Annotated in this window: 20 protein-coding genes and 3 pseudogenes; 15 read left to right on the plus strand and 8 right to left on the minus strand. The window is 72.7% G+C overall.

All coding sequences use genetic code 11. The annotated features are described in order from the left end of the window. Positions 1-369 (plus strand): annotated as a pseudogene (locus tag ACZ5WK_RS09675) (hypothetical protein); the annotation flags it as partial. Positions 370-413: 44 nt separating this feature from the next. Here the strand turns inward: ACZ5WK_RS09675 and ACZ5WK_RS09680 are convergent. Further along, a pseudogene (locus ACZ5WK_RS09680) lies at positions 414-650 on the minus strand (LLM class flavin-dependent oxidoreductase); the annotation flags it as partial. Between the two features lie 62 nt (positions 651-712). On the opposite strand from ACZ5WK_RS09680, the gene ACZ5WK_RS09685 reads away from it, so the two are divergent. Next, positions 713-961, plus strand: a complete 249-nt coding sequence (locus ACZ5WK_RS09685) for a hypothetical protein (protein WP_465546615.1) — start codon at positions 713-715, stop codon at positions 959-961. After that, a complete protein-coding gene (locus ACZ5WK_RS09690) occupies positions 958-1,359 on the plus strand; it encodes a DNA-binding protein (RefSeq protein WP_465546617.1) in 402 nt (133 codons plus the stop codon). Before ACZ5WK_RS09685 ends, ACZ5WK_RS09690 begins: the two co-directional genes overlap by 4 nt. 52 nt (positions 1,360-1,411) lie before the next feature. On the opposite strand, the pseudogene ACZ5WK_RS09695 reads toward ACZ5WK_RS09690, so the two are convergent. Together ACZ5WK_RS09695 and ACZ5WK_RS09700 are read right to left on the minus strand one after the other, a co-directional pair. After that, positions 1,412-1,552, minus strand: a pseudogene (locus tag ACZ5WK_RS09695) (LLM class flavin-dependent oxidoreductase); the annotation flags it as partial. Positions 1,553-1,639: 87 nt separating this feature from the next. Then, positions 1,640-2,563: a serine/threonine-protein kinase gene (locus ACZ5WK_RS09700; protein ID WP_465546619.1), complete on the minus strand. Its 924-nt coding sequence runs from the start codon at positions 2,561-2,563 to the stop codon at positions 1,640-1,642. A gap of 149 nt (positions 2,564-2,712) precedes the next feature. Here ACZ5WK_RS09700 and ACZ5WK_RS09705 point away from each other — a divergent pair, with 149 nt between their 5' ends. The 10 genes from ACZ5WK_RS09705 to ACZ5WK_RS09750 all read left to right on the plus strand — a co-directional run bounded on the left by ACZ5WK_RS09705 (position 2,713) and on the right by ACZ5WK_RS09750 (position 12,043). Next, positions 2,713-3,195, plus strand: coding sequence for an RNA polymerase sigma factor (locus ACZ5WK_RS09705; RefSeq protein ID WP_465546621.1), 483 nt, complete (start codon positions 2,713-2,715; stop codon positions 3,193-3,195). 206 nt (positions 3,196-3,401) lie between these two features. Then, positions 3,402-4,058 (plus strand): hypothetical protein, encoded by a 657-nt coding sequence (locus tag ACZ5WK_RS09710; protein ID WP_465546623.1) that lies wholly within the window; start codon positions 3,402-3,404, stop codon positions 4,056-4,058. Between the two features lie 94 nt (positions 4,059-4,152). Continuing rightward, the gene (locus ACZ5WK_RS09715; RefSeq protein WP_465546625.1) at positions 4,153-4,869 is read left to right on the plus strand and encodes a hypothetical protein; all 717 of its coding nucleotides are present in this window, start codon (positions 4,153-4,155) and stop codon (positions 4,867-4,869) included. A 577-nt stretch (positions 4,870-5,446) separates the two neighbouring features. After that, positions 5,447-6,352: an MBL fold metallo-hydrolase gene (locus tag ACZ5WK_RS09720; RefSeq protein WP_465546626.1), complete on the plus strand. Its 906-nt coding sequence runs from the start codon at positions 5,447-5,449 to the stop codon at positions 6,350-6,352. A 52-nt stretch (positions 6,353-6,404) separates the two neighbouring features. Further along, the gene (locus tag ACZ5WK_RS09725) at positions 6,405-6,848 is read left to right on the plus strand and encodes a winged helix-turn-helix transcriptional regulator (RefSeq protein ID WP_465546628.1); all 444 of its coding nucleotides are present in this window, start codon (positions 6,405-6,407) and stop codon (positions 6,846-6,848) included. A gap of 307 nt (positions 6,849-7,155) precedes the next feature. Next, a complete protein-coding gene (locus tag ACZ5WK_RS09730) occupies positions 7,156-7,791 on the plus strand; it encodes a hypothetical protein (RefSeq protein WP_465546630.1) in 636 nt (211 codons plus the stop codon). A 404-nt stretch (positions 7,792-8,195) separates the two neighbouring features. Beyond that, positions 8,196-9,062, plus strand: coding sequence for a hypothetical protein (locus ACZ5WK_RS09735; RefSeq protein ID WP_465546632.1), 867 nt, complete (start codon positions 8,196-8,198; stop codon positions 9,060-9,062). A gap of 52 nt (positions 9,063-9,114) precedes the next feature. After that, positions 9,115-10,011 (plus strand): hypothetical protein, encoded by an 897-nt coding sequence (locus ACZ5WK_RS09740; RefSeq protein ID WP_465546633.1) that lies wholly within the window; start codon positions 9,115-9,117, stop codon positions 10,009-10,011. Beyond that, a complete protein-coding gene (locus ACZ5WK_RS09745; protein WP_465546634.1) occupies positions 10,008-10,910 on the plus strand; it encodes a hypothetical protein in 903 nt (300 codons plus the stop codon). The genes ACZ5WK_RS09740 and ACZ5WK_RS09745 overlap by 4 nt, the downstream gene beginning before the upstream one ends. Further along, positions 10,907-12,043, plus strand: coding sequence for a hypothetical protein (locus tag ACZ5WK_RS09750; protein WP_465546635.1), 1,137 nt, complete (start codon positions 10,907-10,909; stop codon positions 12,041-12,043). The genes ACZ5WK_RS09745 and ACZ5WK_RS09750 overlap by 4 nt, the downstream gene beginning before the upstream one ends. A gap of 190 nt (positions 12,044-12,233) precedes the next feature. On the opposite strand, the gene ACZ5WK_RS09755 is transcribed toward ACZ5WK_RS09750, so the two are convergent. The 5 genes from ACZ5WK_RS09755 to ACZ5WK_RS09775 are packed head-to-tail and all read right to left on the minus strand — an operon-like array spanning position 12,234 to position 16,842. Further along, entirely contained in the window at positions 12,234-12,866 is a 633-nt protein-coding gene (locus ACZ5WK_RS09755; protein ID WP_465546636.1) for a hypothetical protein, read from the minus strand. Next, positions 12,863-13,456: a hypothetical protein gene (locus tag ACZ5WK_RS09760; protein ID WP_465546638.1), complete on the minus strand. Its 594-nt coding sequence runs from the start codon at positions 13,454-13,456 to the stop codon at positions 12,863-12,865. The genes ACZ5WK_RS09755 and ACZ5WK_RS09760 overlap by 4 nt, the downstream gene beginning before the upstream one ends. Then, entirely contained in the window at positions 13,453-14,115 is a 663-nt protein-coding gene (locus ACZ5WK_RS09765; RefSeq protein WP_465546639.1) for a hypothetical protein, read from the minus strand. Before ACZ5WK_RS09765 ends, ACZ5WK_RS09760 begins: the two co-directional genes overlap by 4 nt. Further along, complete coding sequence (locus tag ACZ5WK_RS09770) at positions 14,112-16,397, minus strand: hypothetical protein (protein ID WP_465546640.1); 2,286 nt, start codon at positions 16,395-16,397, stop codon at positions 14,112-14,114. Before ACZ5WK_RS09770 ends, ACZ5WK_RS09765 begins: the two co-directional genes overlap by 4 nt. Positions 16,398-16,410: 13 nt before the next feature. Then, a complete protein-coding gene (locus ACZ5WK_RS09775; protein ID WP_396322833.1) occupies positions 16,411-16,842 on the minus strand; it encodes a WXG100 family type VII secretion target in 432 nt (143 codons plus the stop codon). Between the two features lie 189 nt (positions 16,843-17,031). Between ACZ5WK_RS09775 and ACZ5WK_RS09780 the strand changes: the two genes are divergently transcribed. Continuing rightward, complete coding sequence (locus ACZ5WK_RS09780) at positions 17,032-18,009, plus strand: ABC transporter ATP-binding protein (protein WP_465546641.1); 978 nt, start codon at positions 17,032-17,034, stop codon at positions 18,007-18,009. Continuing rightward, positions 17,993-18,895, plus strand: coding sequence for an ABC transporter permease (locus tag ACZ5WK_RS09785; RefSeq protein WP_465546642.1), 903 nt, complete (start codon positions 17,993-17,995; stop codon positions 18,893-18,895). The genes ACZ5WK_RS09780 and ACZ5WK_RS09785 overlap by 17 nt, the downstream gene beginning before the upstream one ends. Positions 18,896-18,897 lie beyond the last annotated feature (2 nt).

The raw sequence follows: 18,897 nt of genomic DNA on the forward strand, positions 1-18,897 counted from the left end.
CGAGCGACGCGCCGATCTCCACCAGGGACTACTCGACCTCGCCTGCAGCATCATCTGCCTCCGACGCCTTCGAAAGTCATTCTGAAACGATCAGTTAGCCGCCCACTCGAGGTAGTCGCCATCGCCGAGTCGGGTCTGCATCGCATCGAGTACCGCCAGAACCACAAGCACGGCGGGCTGGTGGGTCTCGGCGCAGCTATCGCCACTGTGTGCGCCGGCCTGCCCCATGCCTTGGCCGAACTCGACCAGGCAGACGGCCAGCGCCTGATCTCGCTGAATGCGGTCGACCCGTCCCAGCAGAGCCGCTTGCGGATTGTGGATCCTGCCAGCGCCCCGCCCAAGTTCTGGCCCGCCGGCTCACAGGGGTAGTGGCATCAGGGGCTGAACCCGCGGAACATCGCGGGGAAGCATGCGATAGGTGAAAAAGGATTGACTGAGGTGACGAGGGTGCCGAGGCGGATCCGCTCGGTCGCCGTCGCGGCCGCCGTCAGGGTCGGGACCGACCCGAACCAGGGCTCGTCCCGGAACGACCGCCAGGAGAGGTGGTCGTAGGTGTAGGCAGCGTCGAAGCCGAGGTCCTCGGCCCGCCGCCAGGTCTTCTGGGCCTCGCTCCACCGGTGGATGGGGAGGATCACCGTGCTCAGTCGCATGAACCCGACCCTATGTCCCGAACAGCCTGCCACTAAGGTGCATACCGGAGTATGCTCTTTTTATGGCAGCGACCACGCGCATCACCGTCACTCTCCCGACGGAACAGGTGGACGAGCTCAGAAAGCTCACCGACAACGTCTCCGGGTATGTCGCGGAGGCAGTAGCCCGCCAGATTCGGCACCAGCTGCTCGCGGACGATCTTCGCCGCTACCAGGATGAGCAGGGCGCGTTCACCGATGAGGAGCTGCTGGAGGCGCATGCCAGGATCATCGGCTCCGCCGGGTCGGCGGGTTCGGCGAGCGCCGCGTGACCGAACGCTTCGAGACGGTCGTGTTGGACTCCGAGGGACTGTCCTCGTGGATCACACAGGACCGCGGCGTGTTGGCGATGCTTCAGGTCTTCCACGCCATGGGAGCCGACTTCGTGGTCGGCGCGAACACGATCGTGGAAGTCACGCACGCCCGTGTGAACGAAGCCCGGCTGAACTGGACACTCTCCCGAGTCAAGGTGGAGGCGGTCACCGATCAGGCCGCAAGGGCCTCGGCCAGGCTGCTGAAGCAGGCCGGACTGCACGGGCACAAGGTCGCGATCGACGCGACTGTGGCAGAGATGGCGCTGCGGCAGCCGGGGCCGGTGGCCATGCTCACCTCGGACGTCGACGACATGGCCAAGCTCTGCGGCACCCGCGTACGGCTCATCGCAATCTGAGCCCGAGCGGGACTCGAACCCTCTCGATCGGTGTTCCCGCAGGTCAGCATGCGATGGGTGAAAGAGGATTGACCGAGGTGACGAGGGTGCCGAGGCGGATCCGCTCGGTCGCCGTCGCGGCCGCCGTCAGGGTCGGCACCGAGCCGGACCAGGGCTCGTCCCGGAAGGACCGCCAGGAGAGGTGGTCGTAGGTGACGAACAGGACCGGGATCCTCACGCGTTTGCGGCCGGATTCCTCTCCAGGACACGACCGCCGGTGCGGACCGGCTCCCTGTCGGATTCAACGCTGCAGCCAGCTCAGCAGGGTCGTCGCCGTGAACACCGTGCCCGACGCCAGACAGACCGCGCGCGGGGTCAACCACCCGGGGCCTTCCCGGGCAGGCCCTGGGGGCTGGGACTGCGGGACCGGAGCCAGCAGCGCGTCTGCGAAGGCCTGGGCGGTCGGCGGTCGGTCCGCCGGCTCGACGGACATCGCGGTCCGTAGCAGCAGGGCGACGTTCGGTGGGAGCTCCGCTCCGGCTGGGAGTGCCGGCAGCGTCGAGGCGGTCGCCTGGTCGGTCATCAGGGCTGTGGCGCGTCCGCCCGGGCCGAACGGCTTCTGCCCGGTCAGCAGCTCGTAGGCCACGACGGCCAGCGCGTACACGTCGGCTCTCCCGTCGACCCCGCCGGTCTGGAAGGCCTGTTCCGGTGCCATGTACGCGGGCGTGCCCGTGGTCACCGTCAGCCCGGATGCGTCGGCCAGCTGCTTCGCGCTGCCCAGATCCGCCACCAGCACCGCGGCGGGCGCAGGGCCGGTGGCGAGCAGCAGGTTGGACGGCTTGACGTCGCGGTGCACCACGCCCGCCTCGTGCAGGACCTGGACCGCGTAGCCCGCCTCCGCGGCCAGCCGCAGCGCCTCCTGCGGGTCGCACTGCCCGACCCGGTCCGCCAGGGTGCCGCCGCGTACGTGGTCCATGACGAAGTAGGGCCGGTCCTCCTGCACCCCGACGTCGTGCACCCGGACCACCCGCGGGCTGGCGATCCGGCGCAGCAGCCTCGCCTCCGCCAGGAACCGCTCGCGCACATCGGCGTTGGCGGCCCAGTTCTCGGCCAGCACCTTCACCGCGACCTCGGTGTCGAGCTCCGGATCGTAGGCCTTCCAGACCGTCGCGAAGGAGCCGGCTCCGAGCCGCTCCAGGAGGAGGTAACGGCCGAGCTTGTGCATGTGGCAGCATTCTGCCGGAGTCGGGGGGAGTGCGGAACTCCCGTTCGACGGGTCGGATGCCAGACGGGACGAAACGGGGGGTCCGGGTGTTCGAGGAAGGTGAGCTGGAACGGCTCGTGGCGGCTGCTCAGGCAGGGGATTCGGGGTCGATGGAGTACCTGCTGGCCAAGCTGCGGCCGGTGGTGCTGCGTCGCTGCTCGCGCTTCCTGCCCCACCACGCCGATGCGGAGGAGGCCGCGCAGGACACGCTGCTGTCCGTCAGCACGCACCTGGGCGAGTACGGCGGCCACGGCTCCTTCCTGGGCTGGGTGACGGTGATCGCCTCGAACGCCGCCCGGTCCACCTACCGCTCGATGCGCCGGCGCGCCGAGGACAGCCACGCCGACCTCCCCGAGTCCGTCGACCCGCGCACCACCAGCGTCATCGCCGGGACCCGGCTCGACCTGATGGAGGCGCTGGCCGCGCTGGAGCAGCAGCACCCCACCCTGGTGGAGTCCTTCGTGCTGCGCGACCTGGGCGACCTGACCTACGTCCAGGTGGCCGAGGAGCTGGACGCCCCGCTGGGCACGGTCAAGGACCGTATCCACCAGGCCCGCCGCTTCATGCGCGAGCGCCTGGTCACCGGTCTGTGAACGGCGGTCCCGCGGCGGGCGGCGGCCACGCCGTCGTCCGGCCCCGATCCGCCGTCGCCGCCCTCGTGGCAGCCGCCGCGCTCGGGCTGGCGACCGGCCGATTCGTCCTGCCACCGCCCCCCGGCGCCACCGCGCACCCGGCAGCGCGGCCGGGTGCCGCGGTCGGCGGGGCATCCCCGGGCGCGTCCGCTCATGCGACGCCCGGCGTGTCCGTCCCGACGCCCGCGTCCTCGGCCTCCGGCTCCGGCTCCGGCTCCGGCTCCGCCTCGCCGACCGGTGCGACCGGGCCGGTGACGGCCGCGAACCTTCTGGGACCCGCGGCCTTCAGCCCGGACGTCGGCATCGGGCAGATCCACGTCACCGACCGGTACGGCGACGGGGCCTACGCCAACGCGGCCTGCTCCGGCGAGAAGACCCTCACCCAGACCCTGGGCGGGCCCGGTGCCCACTTCCGCGGACTGATGACCGGCACCCGCACCTCCCCGGACGACCCCACGCTGGCCGCCGCCCACGTCGACCAGGTCGCCCGCGAGGTCGCCGCCGAGACCCGGAGCCCCTCCCTGGCGCAGAACTTCGCCGACCGCCTGCTGCTGGAGGAGGTGCCCTGCCAGGAGGCGGTGCCAGGGCACTGGGTCTACGGAAGGACCACGACGGTGCGGCTCGCCCCGGACGTCACCGCGAGCTGGATGGGCGCCTACCAGGGATCCCTCAACACCACCGGTACGGCGCCCGAGGGCAAGGAACCCTGCGGCGGCATCGCCGTGCTGCGCAGCGGCACCCACTACGGGGTGCTGGAGGTCGATGCCTGCCTGGGGACGGCCGCGATGGACCGCGTCGTCAGGACCGCTCTGTCACAGCTGTGAAACAGCCGGTCAGGGCTCCAACTTTCCCTTCTCCGGCGGCATCTCCCCGGTTGTACGAGGACGCAGCAGGCGTCCCGACCAGCAGGGGGACCAGATGACCGAGAACCAGGCCGTCCAGCAGAAGTCCGTTCGCCGCAACCGGGTCGCCGCCGCGGCCTGCTTCGCCGCCGCACTGATCACGGCCAGCGTCGTCGGCACCCAGTCGGCCACCGCCGACGGGGCCGCGCACAACGCCGCTCCCCGCACCGCGGCCGCCGCCCACCCGGTCACCGCCGCCCACCCGGCTGCGGTCGCCGCGCCCGGACTCGGCTCCGCCGACCTCGTCCAGAGCGAGGACTTCCAGCAGGGCCTTAACCCGGTCGGCGCGACCGTTGCGCTGACCGGACGCCAGGGGCTGTCCGCGTGCTCCGGCGAGGAGACGATGCGCGACCTGACCAAGGACAAGGCCACCGCGTACGCGTCCGTGACCTGGACCTTCGACACCGACGGCCGACTGACCGAGTCGGCTGCGAGCGCCCCCACCGTGACCGCGGCCGACGCCTGGGAGAAGCAGCTCGTCGCGCTCGTTCAGGACTGCCAGGACGAGCCGGCCGGCCACTGGTACTACGGCGCGGCCCACACCCTGACCGTCACCGGCGGCGCCGCCCGCTGGTACCCGGCCTACAACGGCGACAACACCGTCAGCGGCGGGGTCGCGGTCCTGCGCAGCGGCACCAGGGTCGCCATCGTCGAGCTCACCGGCCGGCCCACCGACGCCCCGACCTACGTCGAAGGCATCGTTGCCGCAGCACTGAACCGCCTCGGCTCCTGAACGGCAGCCCCGCTCCGCCCGCGCCGGCGGGCGGAGCGGGCCCCGGACATCGAAGAGGCTCGCGCGCCCAGGGGCCGTGCACCCCCACCTACCAGGAACTGGGCATCGACGAGGTCGTGCGGCACCGGCCGGTGCACGACTCGATCTTCGAGAACAACCTCGCCGTCTTCGAGCGGATCGCCACCGAAGCCCCGGCTCGACTCCGCCAAGCGCGGAGCTGCTGCTGGGAGCAGCGAACGCCGTGGCGGCCTGCCGCGGCTCTTCCCGAGTGGGCCCGCCAGGGACCGTCCGCAGTGTGTTCTCGCAGGTCAGACCACGACGGGTGAACGAGGCTCGACCGAGGTGACGAGGGTTCCGAGGCGGGTCCGCCCGGTCGCCGTCGCGGCCGCCGCCAGGGCGGGACCGATCCCTCCCGGGCCCCGGCTTCCGGCCTTCGAACTGCCGCGGGACCTTGCGGACGCGGTGGGGACGCACTTGCAAGTGCGTACTTCCCCACGTGTTGCCGCTCTCCAATAGTCAGTAGCGAACGGTGCGCCTTTCCGGCCGCGCCGAGCGTGCCAGCCTGGAGGAGAGAACTGTGGTTCAGCCCGCGCTTCGCGCCCAGATCGCCATCGGCGAGACGACGGTGACCTACCTGCCCGACGGAGAGGGATGGCTCGATCCGGCCGCCTTCTTTCCCTGCAGCATGCCGGACGGTTGGGCGACGCATTCGGAGTTCCTGGACGAGCACGGCCGGTTCCCGGTCAGCATCGGTTCGTTCCTGATCCGCGCCGGCGGGCGGTCCGTCCTTGTCGACCTGGGCCTTGGTGCCGTCGACTTCGCGATTCCCGACGTGGCCTCCTTCAAGGCGGGTGCGCTGGTGAGGAGTCTGGCCGCGGAGGGCCTCTCACCCGCCGATGTGGACGCCGTCGTCTACACCCACCTGCACCACGACCACGTCGGGTGGACCAGCGACGTCGCTCCGGCGCCGCACTTCCCTGACGGCCGGGAGGTCGGCGGCCTGACGTTCCACGAGGCCCGGCACCTGGTGAGCGAGGCGGAGTGGCGGCACTGGGAAGGGCGGGGGGCGTTTCCCGGACCGGATGCGAAGTCGGTGCAGGCCCCGCTCGAGGGCGTCGTCGCGTTCGTCGTGGACGGCGAGGAGATCGCGCCCGGCGTGCGGATCCTGTCGACGCCCGGGCACACGCCGGGTCACAGCAGTCTGATCGTCACGGATCCGTCCGGTGCCGACAACCGGCGCCTGATCATCCTCGGCGACGTCATGCACTGCCAGGTGCAGATCACCCAGGATCAGTGGACGTGCGTGTTCGACGACGATCCCGAGCAGGGCCTGCGCACCCGCGCTCGGCTCCTCAGGGAACTCGAGGACGGGGACACACTCCTGGCCGGAGGTCACTTCGCCGGTCACGTTTTCGGGCGGGTCATCCCTCCTGCGCTGCGGCGGACCTGGGCCGGCGGTCCCGCCGCCGTTGCAGCGGGGTAGCGGCGACGGGCCGGCACCCCTCGCGGCACCGGCGGTGGACTAGCGTACGAGCATGCCCGCCCCCCGTACCGCCCGTCCCCGGCCGGGAACCCCCGGCCGGGTCTTGGCCTGGCTGCCGGACGGCAAGCCGGCCGACACCTACAGCGCGCCCTGTCCGTCCCGCGCGGCCCTGGACCGGATCGCCGACAAGTGGACCGCGCTGATCGTCGGCGCCCTGGCGGACGGAACGCTGCGCTTCAGCGAGCTGCGCGAGACCGTCGACGGCATCAGCGAGAAGATGCTCACGCAGACCCTGCGGAGCCTGGAACGCGACGGACTCGTCAGCCGCACCGTCCATCCGACCGTGCCGCCCAAGGTCGAGTACCGTCTCACCGAACTGGGGCTGACGTTGGAGGCCCCACTCGGCGCGGTCCGGGACTGGGCAGAGCGGTACATCAACGACGTGAACGCGGCTCGGGCCGCCTACGAGCACCGGGCGTCGGACCGCGGGCACTGATCCTGGAGCGGTGCAGCCCCCGGAGGCCCACACCCGGGCCCTAACCGGGCGGCCTGGTTCCGTCCGGCCAGACGCAGGGAGAGACGAAGCGACACGATCGCCCGTCCGTTGCCCTTGCTCTGAGGCCAGGCCAGGGGCTGGGCCTGCGTTCCCCCCGGAACGTTGTCCACGGGCGGGACCCCCTGCCCCGCCAAGGCTCACGGTAGCCGACCGTCGTGCGAAGGGGCGGAGCGGTGACGGGGGGAGGCGCTAGTCTTTCCGCCGCACCTAACAATCTGATCATGCGTTAAACGGGGGTTTCTTCAGCATGTCTGCTTTCCAGGGAATGACCACCGCCCAGCGGCTCCTCGGCGCCGGGCTGGTCGCCACGGCCGCGCTCGGGCTCACCGCCTGCGGGCCGGACAACTCCTCCGACCAGGCGGGTGGCAGCGCGCCGGCCGCCACGGCCGCGGCGACGACCGCGCCGGCCGCCACCGGTACCGCGGCGCCGACCGGTGGCACGACCGGCAAGCCCGGCGGCACGACCGGCAAGCCCACCGGGACGGCCAAGCCCTCGGGCGGGGCGAGCGACGGGCCGGAGGGGTTCTGTGATGCCACGCCGCTGCCGGCGGGCCAGAAGTGGGTCTACCCGGCGAAGGGGACGACGACGACCACGCTGGTCTACAAGGACACCAAGACGGCGTGCGGCGTCAACGACGTCGTCTTCGAGCCGACCGGGGCCGACAAGAGCGCGCCGTTCGCGCCCACCGCCAAGGGGCACCTGAACTCGGTCCTGGCGCCGCCGAAGGACGTCAACGTCGCCGACCTGGTGAAGCACATCGGCGAGTGCCTCGCGGACCCGACCGCGACCAAGGGCTTCTACCCCTGCTCGGGCGGGGACTACAAGATCGCGATCGACTCCTCCGGCAAGGTCGTCGAGGTCACCGAGCGCGCCCACTCCTGAGCGGGGGCGGGGAGTCCACAGCCGGACCGGGAACGCGGCGCGGCGCGGCGCGGTGCGAGCCGGGTGACCCGGTGCGGCGCGGGGGCGGGTCGGCGGGGGAGCCGGCCCGCCCATTGCGGTTCGATCACGGCGTGTCCGATTAGTCGATCATGCGGGGGAGTGCGGTGATTAACTTTGTTGGCACGGGTGTGGACCGGCTCTCATAATTCCTGCTGAGACGCGTGACGGTCGGCCTGGGAGCCACGGGGGGTGGCCTGCAAGGGGCCCGTACGCGACATTCCACATGTCCCGGGGGGAGTTCCTTGTCCGCGCCCGAAAACGTGCCGCCTGCCGCTGATCCGGCAAAGGGGCCGTCATTCGAGAAAACTGATGTCGCACCCGATTCCGGTGCGGTTTCCGCAACGGTGGCCGAGGGCGGTCCGTACGCCCCGGCGCCCGCGCCGGTCGGGCCCGAAGCCGTGCCGGCGCCCGCGCCCGACGGGGGCGCCGCGCCCGCGCGGAAGCTGCCGCGCGCGGTCGGCGTCGCTCTGGCCACCGCAGGCCTGCTCGCCGTGACGGCGACCAGTGCCGCCGTCACCGTGGCCGTCGGCAAGCCGGACGCCCGGCCCGCCGTCGTCGCCGGAGCGGCCGGCGCCTCGCCCGGTGTCAGCCCCAGTGCGAGCCCGAGCGCGTCGCCCTCCGCCACCGCTACCGCCACCGCCTCGGCCACGCCCACCGTCGCGCCGACCACCGCCCCGCCCGCGCCCAAGCCGGCCAGCACGGTCAAGGGCAGCGTCAGCGGCGGCAAGCACGACGGCGACCTGCGCTACTTCCTGCTCCCGATCCCCGACGGCGGCGAGTCCTACGGGCCGGCCGACGGCATGACGATGACCGACGACGAGGTGGCCGCGAACTTCGGCAACCAGGACGGCATCATGCGCATCCTCGGCTCCTACGGGTACAAGGACGCCGCCAGCCGGACGTACCGCACGGCCGACGGCAAGGCCGAGGTCACGGTCACCCTGCTGCACTTCGGATCGACCGGGCAGGCGGGCGACTTCGCCCGCAACTACACGATGAAGCTGGACCCGATCGCCATCGACGGGGACCCCAACGCCCACGGCTACGTGCACAAGCCCAAGCAGCAGGCCTACACCGGCTCGATGACCGGAATCTCCAGCCAGGGCGACGTGCAGTACACGATCGACGTCGATGTGAAGGGCACTCCGGACAAGGCACTGCTGAGCGAGCTGATGAAGCGCCAGCGCGAGTGGCTGTCCTCCGGCGGCTGAGTCCCGCCGCCGCTCACGCCCGACGTCACCTTTCCCTTTCTGGAGCCACTCCGTGACCACCGAATCCGTGGAGCCGTCGCCCGCCGACGCGCCTCCGCCGGCCACGCCCGCCGCGCCGGCCGTCCCGCCGCCCGCGCCCGCCGCCGAACCGTCCGCCGTACCGTCCGTTGTGCCGTCCCCTGAGCCGTCCGCTGCCGAGCCCCCCACCGTCGTCCCGGCCGAGGCCTCCGCCTTCCCGCCCGCCGAGGCCCCCGCGCCCGTGCGCCGCCCCCGCCGTCCGCGGCCGGTGCTGCTGGCGGTGTCCGGGCTGGTGCTGGGCACCGTGGTCGGCGGCGCCGTCGGATACGCGATCCAGGCGAGCCGCCCGCCGACGCCGCTGCCGCCGATCCAGGTCGCGCTGCCGTCCTACCCGGCCGCACCGGTGGACGCGGCGGCCGCCGCCGCGGCCGCGCCGAAGCCGCTCGCCATCGACGGCGACCTGCGGAAGCTGCTGATGACCGCCCCGACCGGCAGCACCGCCTGGGGCGACTACCCGGACTCGCCGAGCTGGATCTCCGTCGGCGAACTCTCCGAGCACAGCGGCCGGTCGGCGGAGGTCTTCAAGAGCCTGAACTCCAAGGAGTTCCGCCGCGCCGCCGAGGTCGACTGGCAGAAGGACGGCCTGAAGGTCCGGGTCTCGCTCATCCAGTACTCGGTCGACCGTGCCGCCGAGGCCAAGTCCCGGGCGTCCGGCTACCGGCTCAAGCCGTTCGCCGACGACGCCAACGGCGGCTACCAGGTGGACAGCCAGGCCTCGTACTGGGCCGACACCACCGAGCAGTACTACCTCGGCACCGCCCTCGCGCAGCGCGGCACGGTGGTGATGGAGATCAAGGTCTTCGGCACCCAGTCGGTGGACCCCGAGGTCGTGAAGGGCATTGCCAAGCAGCAGTGGGAGCGGCTGGTATGAGCGACAGCACCGTGACCGGGGCCACGCCCCCCGAGCAGACGCCCGCGGTCGAGGCGCCCGTACTGACGTCCCCCGCCGAGACCCCCGAGCAGACGCGCGCCGACGCGGCCCCGGTGGCGGCGCCCGCCGTCGAGGCCCCCGTGCCGCCGGCGGCCCCCGCCCCGTCCTCCCGCCGCCTCCTCCGCGCCACCGGCGCGACCGTGGCGGCCGCCCTGGTCGGCGTGGTCATCGGCGTCGGCATCATCAAGACCCAGTACGACGACCCGGCGCCCGTCACCGTCGCCGGGCCGACGGCCGCGCCCGCCCCGTCCGCCACCCCCACGCCCTTCGGCGCCAAGTCCAACGGCAACCACTTCGGTTCCCTGCGCGACCTGCTGCTGCCCGTCCCGGCCGACTACGCGCTCGGCCCGGACGAGGGCGGCTACGGCAACGACGTCGAGCTGAGCGCGGACCAGCTCTCCGCCGAGCTGGACAGCGGCCTCCAGCAGATCCCCAAGGACAAGCAGGAGAAGCTCCGTCAGTACTGGGACGGCCTGCACGTCAAGGCCACCGGGGTCCGCACCTACAAGACCAAGGCGGACGACCTGGTCATCGGCATGAAGCTGCGCCAGTTCAACCAGCAGGAGGTGCAGAAGCTGAACGAGTACACCGCCGTCTTCACGGGCGACACCGGGATCTTCCGCATCGGCCCCGCGATCCCGAACCACCCCGAGGCGCACTGCTACCTGATGCCCGCCCCGCCGTCCGCGCCGATCGACTACCTGGAGTGCTCGGCCGCCGAGGGCGACCTCCTGGTGGTCATGGAGGCGGAGGGTGTGGCGCCGCTGCCCAAGGACAGGATCGTCGCCCTCTTCACCCAGCAGCTCGACCGCCTCGCCACCCCGGGAGCGTCCGCATGACCGACAACGCCACCCCGCACGACAGCGCGGCCACTCCCGCCGACGAGCCGGCGGGCCCGCCCGTCCCACCGCCCGTCGCGCCGGCGGCCGCACCCCCGGCCGCGTTCGCACCACCCGCGCCACCCGCGCCCGAGGCCGCCACCGCGGCCGGCGGGACCGCCCCCGCCGACCCGTGGGGCGCCCCCGACCCGCAGGCGTTCCCCGTCCCGCAGGTGTTCGCGGTGCCGTTGAGCCCCGAGGAACTCGCGGCCCGCCGCACCCGCCGGCGCCGGGCGGCCGTGCGCTGGGGCGTCGCCGCCCTGGTCTGCGCGCTGGCCGGTACCGGGGCCGCGGTGGCCGTGACGACGCCCGACCGCACGGACGTCCCCGGGCTGGCCACCGAGAACGACGGCCGCTACACCTTCCCTGCCCTGGCGCTGCCGCCGCTGCCCTCCGGCAAGGCCGTGCCCAGGGAGAGCAAGAGCCGCCACGCCGCCGACCTGCGGTACCTGCTCCTGCCCGCACCCAAGGAGGCCGGCGGTTCGGCCGGGCCGGTGGTCTTCCCGACCCCGACCATGCCCCCGACCGCGACGGCGGGTGCGACGGCGTCGCCGGGCGCGTCCGGCTCCACCGCCGCGAGCCCGGGCGCCACCTCGTCCGCGACGCCCGCCGGGTCCGCCTCCGCCGGCTCCGCGTCGGCCGCTCCCACCGCCGACTGGGTGCCCTGCGACGCCCTCGCCGGCGAGCAGAAGGAACCGGCCAAGCTGCGCGCCCTGCTGCTGCAGAACGCCTGCCGCGCCGCCGCCGTCCGGGAGTGGACCGCCACCGACGGCACCCGCACCCAGGTCCGCCTGCTCGCCTTCGGCGCGTCCGCCGAGGCCTGGGACGTCTTCGCCGATCTCCGTGCCAACGGCGACCCTAAGGACATCCCCGGCCTCAGGACCGGCCCCACCCAGGGCTGGGACTCGGTCTCCGGCGTCGACCTCGCCACCCGCGAGACCCCGGCCACCGGTGCCGGTGCCGGCCCCACCGGCCGGGTGGCCTACCTGTCGGCCGGTGACCTCGTCGGCGTCGTCACCATGACCAACCCCAAGGGCGTCCCCACCGCCGCCTTCCGCCAGGTCGTCACCCTCCAGTCCGACCTCCTGGCCTGACGTCCGGTCCGGCCTCCCGGTCCGACCGCTCCCGGGTGGGCGGCGCAGTACGCGCCGCCCACCCGCAAGCGTCACCCGAAAGCGCCGCCCACCCCAGGGCGTCACCCGAAAGTGCCGCTCACCCCAAGGTGTTGCTCACCCCAAGGTGTTGCTCACCCGATCGAGCCGCCCACCCGGAAGCGCCGGTCCGCTACGCGAACTGCACCGGAGTGGCCGGCCAGTCGACCGCGCCGGTGCAGCCCAGGACCTGCTCCGCCGTCTGCCGGCTGAGCACGACGGCCAGTTCGGCCATCGTCTCCGCACCGGGCCCGGTGGCCGGCGGCTTGTTCCGCGGGCCGGCCTTCACCGTGGCCAGGTAGTAGGCGGTGCGCTCCTCCCCCGTCCCCGGCGTCTTGACCACGCAGTCGAACCGGAGCACGCCCGTGCGGTGGTCGGCCCCGCCGTTGTCGAACCTGCGGGCCCCGTTCGGGAGCGCCCGCGCGGCGGCGTCGGCGCGGTCGTCGGCCGACCGCGCCGCCTCGACCTCGAAGGAGAGCGCGTGCTCGCCCCGCCCGGCGGCGAAGCAGCGGAGCCGCGGCGGCCGGCCGTCCTGCGCCGGCCAGTAGTCGCTCTCCACCCGCACCGTGCGGGCCGGGCCGAGCAGCCGGCCGACCCGCTCGTCCGCGAGGGCTCCCCGGCACTCGCCGTGGGTCAGCGACACCGCGGGCGGGTGGTCCGTCGCGGCGTCGAGGTACGCGTGCCAGCCGGCCAGGCCGCCCCCGAGCAGGACCAGGACGCCGGCGGCGGCTCCGGCCTGCCGCGCGCCGGTACGGGTCGTCCTCACGCGCACACCGCCTTCTGGTAGGCGCCGAGCAGGTCCCGGGCGACGGCCTCGAAGTCCGCCCGGTCGCTGTCCGGCTGCCCGGTCCGCGCCGCCTCGCCCGGGGTGACCTCCACCACCACGTGCCGGATCGGCAGTTGCTTCCCGGGGCAGTAGTCGGCCACGGCCGCGCCGGAGGGCCAGGAGGCGGAGCGGGAGCCGGCGTCGAAGCTCTTCACCTCGTCCGGCCGGGCGCTCCCGACCGGAAGCTGCTCCACGGTGCCGTCGTGCACGGCGGCCCGGACGGTCAGCGCCACCCGGCCGTCCACCCGGACGGAGCAGCCCTTCGGCTCGGTGGAGAGCACCCAGCGGAACGCGCGTTCCTCGGTCTCCTGGCCGCCGTCCGGCAGCAGCCGCCCGAGCGGTGTCCCGGCCCCGGTGGGCAGGTCGCACAGCGTCGCGGCCCGCCCGGCCGGTTCGGCCGGCCGGTGCCGGCTCCAGTCCAGGTAGCCGACCGACCCGGCGCCCACGACGGCCACGCCGAGGGCGCCGAGCAGCAGACGGCGCCGCAGCCGCGGGTCGGCGGCAGCGGCGCCGGGGGGTCTTCCGGTCACCCGGAGGTCCCGGACGGGTCCGGCGCGGTGGTGGCCGGCGAGAGCACCGGCTCCCCGCTCGGCCAGGCGACCGGCGCCGAGCAGCCGAGCAGACCGCCGGCCGCCCGTTGCGCGCTGTCGGTGGCGAGCCTGGCCCAGGCCTCGGCGGTCCACCGTGCCGCGGGCGACTGCGGTGCCGGGCCCGAGGCCTGGTACGGGGCGGCCTGGACGGTGAAGTAGAGCGACTTGCCCGACTTCGCGTACGTGCCGTCGCACCGGAACGTCAGCCGGGCGCCCCAGCGGGTGACCGTGCTGTGGTCGCCGAAGCCGAGCGAGTACACCGGCTCGCCGGCCGGCGGGGCGGGCGGCTTGAGGCCGCCACCGGGCGTCTCGCTGCCGGTCAGCCGGACGCTGAGTCCGATGCCCTGCTTGGCCTCGGCCGTGCAGTCCAGCAGCTGGAGCCCGGGCTGCTGGGCGGCGTCGAGCTGCTTGTCGAGCTTGAACGCCGGGGCGGCGCCCTCGTCGAGCAGCGCGCCGGCGCGGTCGGTGCGGACCACGCCGTCGCACGCCGTGCTCTCGGCGGAGGCCTTTCCGGAGCCGTCGCTGCCGCACCCGGCCAGGCCGAGGACGGCGGACAGCGCGATCGCGGCTCCCGCCGTCCGGCGTGCTGCCCTCATCATCCGGAGACCTTCGCGTTGGAGCTCTGGCTGCCGCCGGAGCCGTCGGTGTATCCGTCGAGGGCCCGGTCGCCGGCGCTGTCGGCCAGCCGGCGGACGTCCTCGGGGCTGAGCTTGGTGCCGTTGGCGGCATCGATGACGGCCTGCTTGGCGCCGAGTGCCGTGCCCTCCCGGCCTTCGGCGACGAAGTCGCGCCCCTCCTGGTTGCCGTCCTCGGTGGTGTCCCGCTGGTTGGCCTCGACCACGCTGTCGGTGATCTGCTCGACCAGGAAGTTGGCGGCCTCGCCCGCGATCGGCACCTTCTCGGTGACGGCGCCGATGGTGGTGGTGAAGGCCGTCTGGGCGTAGCCGGCGTTCTTCTCCAGGGCCTCGTTGTACTCCTTGTCGGAGGTGGCGTGTTCCTGGTGGACCTCGTTGATCCGGGCCTCGTTGAGGATGCCGCTGATGACGCCGCCGGCCCGTGAGGTGGAGTCGATGTCGGACTCGAGCCGGGCGAAGTCGGCCCCGTTCTCGATGTGGCCGCGGACCAGTGCCGTGGAGTAGGCCTGGTTGGCGTTGGCCACCGCGCCGTAGGCGTCCGGGTCGCGGCCGAGCGCGTCCAGCAGGCCGCGGACCGGGGCCTCCTTGAGGTTGGCCGCGGCGCCGTTCACCGGCAGGTCGTCCTTGTGCGGGGAGAGTGCCCGCTGGACGTCGCCGATGTAGTCGGCGGACATGTGCCCGAGGCTGTCCCGCAGCGGGGCGAACTTGCCGTCCTCGCCCTTGACCTCGTCGAGGACGCCGCCGTTGCCGTGGGTGCCGAAGGTCTGGACGACCTTGTTCATGACGTCGGCCTGGTCGGCGGTGTGCTTGACCGGCGTGCCGGAGTGGTCGTCGTAGGGCCGGCCGGTGGTGGCCGCCTCCAGCGCGTGGCCGAGCGCGTCCGGGCCGCTCTTCATGCCGGCCTGGCGCAGGTCGTTCTTCTGCGAGACGGTGTCCGGCGTGTACTCCTTGTCGTGCGTGAAGTAGTTGAGGTAGTCCGCCGGCTTGACCTTGCCGTTCGGGTTGACGGTGCCGTCGGTGTTGTAGGCGGTCGGCGCGTCGTGGAAGAACTTGGTGGCCGCCTCCGGGCTGTGGCCCAGGGCCTCCAGGATCGCCGTGGTCGGCTCGAAGCCCGAACCGCCGTCCTGGCCCAGCAGGTTGTAGCCGCGCCGGTCGCTGCGCGGGCCGTAGACCGGTGCCGGCCAGTACTTCTCGTCGGTGTCGAGCTGGGTGACGTGCTCGGCGATGGGGTTGAGGAAGTGCGGGTCGTAGTCACCGGTGCGCAGGATGCCGGACAGCACCTGGTAGCCGTAGGGGGCGTAGTCCAGGCCGCTCTGCCGGTAGGGCTTGTCCCAGAGCGGCTCCGCACCGGCCTTGCGCAGGTCGGCGGCCCACTGGTCGGGCAGGTGGGGCACGTTGGTGGTGCGGGTGGCGGTGGCCAGGTTGAGCCCGAGGTTCTTCTGCAGCTCCTGGTACTGCTTCCAGCGGGCGTCGCTGGCGCCGTTGAACTGCGACTCGTCGCCGACCATGTTGTTCCAGGCCTGGAGCGTCCCCTTGGGCCCGAGGTCCTGGTAGAACCGGGTGGAGAAGATCGGATCGTTCTGGTTGGCCGCCAACAGCGAGTTGAGCTCGGTGAGTTCGGCGTCCGAGATCTTGCCGCCCTTGGCCGCGAGCTGGGCGGCGCGGATCCCGTCCGCGTCCGGGCCGGCGCCGACGGCCTTGGCGTTGAAGGACTTCAGCTCGTCGGTGGTGCTGTCGGAGCGCAGTGCCCAGGCGGCCCGCTCGTCGGCCTCGGTGGCCTCCTGGACGGCCGAGTCGATGGCCTTGCGCGACACCTCGGCCTTGGTGTGGTACTCGTCGTTGTAGGCCCGGCTGGCCTCCGGGTCGTGCCGGGTGGCGTTGTCGGCCGGCGGCCAGCTGACGGTGCCGTCGGCGGTGACGGTCAGTCCGGCGCCCTTGGCGTCGGCGACGGCCTTGTCCAGCTTGGCCTTGGCGGCCCGGAAGTCGTTGCCGGCGTCCTTGAAGACCGTGGCGATGGCGGTGGCCTGGGTGACGGCGGCGGTGATCTGCTCGTTGACGCGCTGGATCTTGGGCCGGGCCTGGTCGGCCGAGGGGCCGCTCCAGTTGGCGGAGTTGACCTTGCCGACCACCGCGCTGTCCCAGTCACGGTCCATGGCCTGGAGTTTCTTGACCACGTCCTCCCAGGCGGTGGCGGCCTCGCCGAGGGAGTCCAGCTTTGCGGTGCTCAGTTCGTGGAAGTCGACCATCTGTCCGTACCCCTCAGGCGCCCATGTCGTGCTTGACGGCCGTGTCGTTGTTCCGGTAGTTCGTGGCGCTCTGCCGCAGTGCCTGGGTGATCTCGCCGATGGTGGAGTTGAGCGCGGCGATCTGCTGGTCCCAGGTGGACGCGGTCTGCGCGGCGGCCTTGCCGGTGCTCCAGTTGGCCAGCGAGGTGGACACCTTGGAGGTCTCGTCGTCGGCGGCCCGGCCGTCGCCGTTCACCCGTCCGTGGATCTCGTCGGACGAGCCGGCGGCGGCGTCCAGCGCGGCCGGGTCGACGCCGACCGTGCCGCCGCCGTCACCCGGGGCGTTGCTCGAGTTGAGCCGCGTGCGGGCGGTCTCCTGGTGCTGGGCCTTTGCCGTCAGATTGCCGTTGGCGTCGTACGCCCAGGGATTCATCATCCGGTCGAACTCGGTCGCGCGATCCGTCATCAGTCCACTTCCGTCCCGGTCGGGCAAGTTGGCCCGAACGCCCCCGTAAAGATTCCGACAAGAGTACAAGCGGAGATCGTCACTGCCGACCCCTAGGGGACAGGTGGGGAAAGGTCATACCGCAGCAGCAGGGAGCGTCGTCATTCCAGCTCATGACCTGCACGCGGTGAGCACACTACGGTGTGGAACGTGTCCACTGTCATCAAGACGGACGGCCTCACCAAGAGGTTCCCCCGGGTCACCGCCCTCGATCGGCTCACCGTTGAGGTGGAGCCCGGGGTGGTCGGCCTGGTCGGGGCGAACGGCGCGGGCAAGTCCACACTCATCAAGATCCTGCTCGGGCTGGCCCCGGCAACGTCGGGTACGGGGCAGGTCCTCGGACTGGACATCGCCACGCAGGGGTCGGAGATCCGCGAGCGCGTCGGCTACATGCCGGAGCACGACTGCCTGCCACCGGACGTCTCGGCCACCGAGTTCGTGGTGCACATGGCGCGGATGGCCGGGCTGCCGGCGGCGTCCGCGCGGGAACGCACGGCCGACACGCTGCGGCACGTCGGGCTCTACGAGGAGCGGTACCGGCCGATGGGCGGGTACTCGACCGGCATGAAGCAGCGGGTGAAGCTGGCGCAGGCGCTGGTGCACGACCCGAAGCTGGTGCTGCTGGACGAGCCCACCAACGGTCTCGACCCGGTCGGCCGGGACGACATGCTGGCGCTGATCCGCCGGGTGTACACCGACTTCGGCATCTCGGTGCTGGTCACCACCCACCTGCTCGGCGAGCTGGAACGGACCTGCGACCACCTGGTGGTGATCGACGGCGGCAAGCTGCTGCGGTCCTCGTCCACCGCCTCCTTCACCGGCGCCACGGCGACCCTCGCCGTCGAGGTGACGGACCTCCCGTCCGACCACACCCTCGACGCGAGCGCGGCGGTCCGGGAGCGGCTGGCCGCCGCCGGGCACGCGGCGGAGACGGACGGCCCCCGGCTCCTGCTGGTCCGGCTCACGGGTGACGAGACGTACGACGCCATCCGCGACGCCGTCGCCGACCTCGGCCTGGGGCTGGTCCGGCTGGAGCAGCGCCGCCACCGGGTCGCCGAGCTGTTCACCGACACCGACACCGACACCGCCGCAGCAGAGGGAGGTACCGCAGATGTCGCTGCCTCCTGAGACCGGGCCCGCCGACACCGGCGTCATCCACGACATCGGCTACCGCGGCTACACCGGCCCCCGGCTGGGCCGGGCGTACGCCACCCGCTCGCTGTTCAGCCAGAGCCTGCGCGCCGCGTACGGGCTCGGGCGCTCCGGCAAGTCCAAGGTGCTGCCGATGGTCGTGCTCGGCGCGATCACCGTGCCCGCCGTGTTCATGGTGGCCTTCGCGCTGATGCAGAACCAGAGCGACCTGCCGGTCGACTACCCCGAGTACCTGGGGATGTTCGGTCTGGTCGTCTCGATCTTCCTCGCCTCGCAGGCGCCCGTCCTGCTCTCCCGGGACCTCCGCCACCAGACCGTCCCGCTCTACTTCTCCCGCCCGATCACCCGGGCCGACTACGTCCGGGCCAAGTTCGCCGCGATGGCCACGGCCCAGCTGCTGCTGATGGCCGCCCCGCTGCTGGTCCTCTACGTCGGCGCGCTGCTCGCGGGGATGAGCTTCGGTCACCAGAGCGCGCACTTCCTGTACGGCCTGGTCGCGGCGGTGCTCTACGCGGTGGTGCCGACCTCGGTGGCGCTGGTGATCGCCGCCGCCACGCCGCGCCGCGGTTTCGGGGTGGCCGCGATCATGGGGTACCTGGCGGTCTCCACCGCAGTGGTCGGGATCGTCGTGGGCATCAGCAGCGGCCCCTCGCTCATCGTGCCGGACTCCGCGCAGTGGGTGGCGCTGCTCTCGCCCGGCGGCCTGGTGGAGAGCCTGGTCAACCAGCTCTTCGACCTCGGGAAGGACCCGGGCCGGATGCACGCCCCCGGCGCCCTGGGCGTGGTCGTCTTCGCCGCCGCCGCCGTCGCGATGGTGGCCGGCTCGTACGCGCTGCTGCTGCGCCGCTACCACCGCATCTGACA

It is taken from the genome of Kitasatospora sp. NPDC032757, from assembly GCF_055579305.1.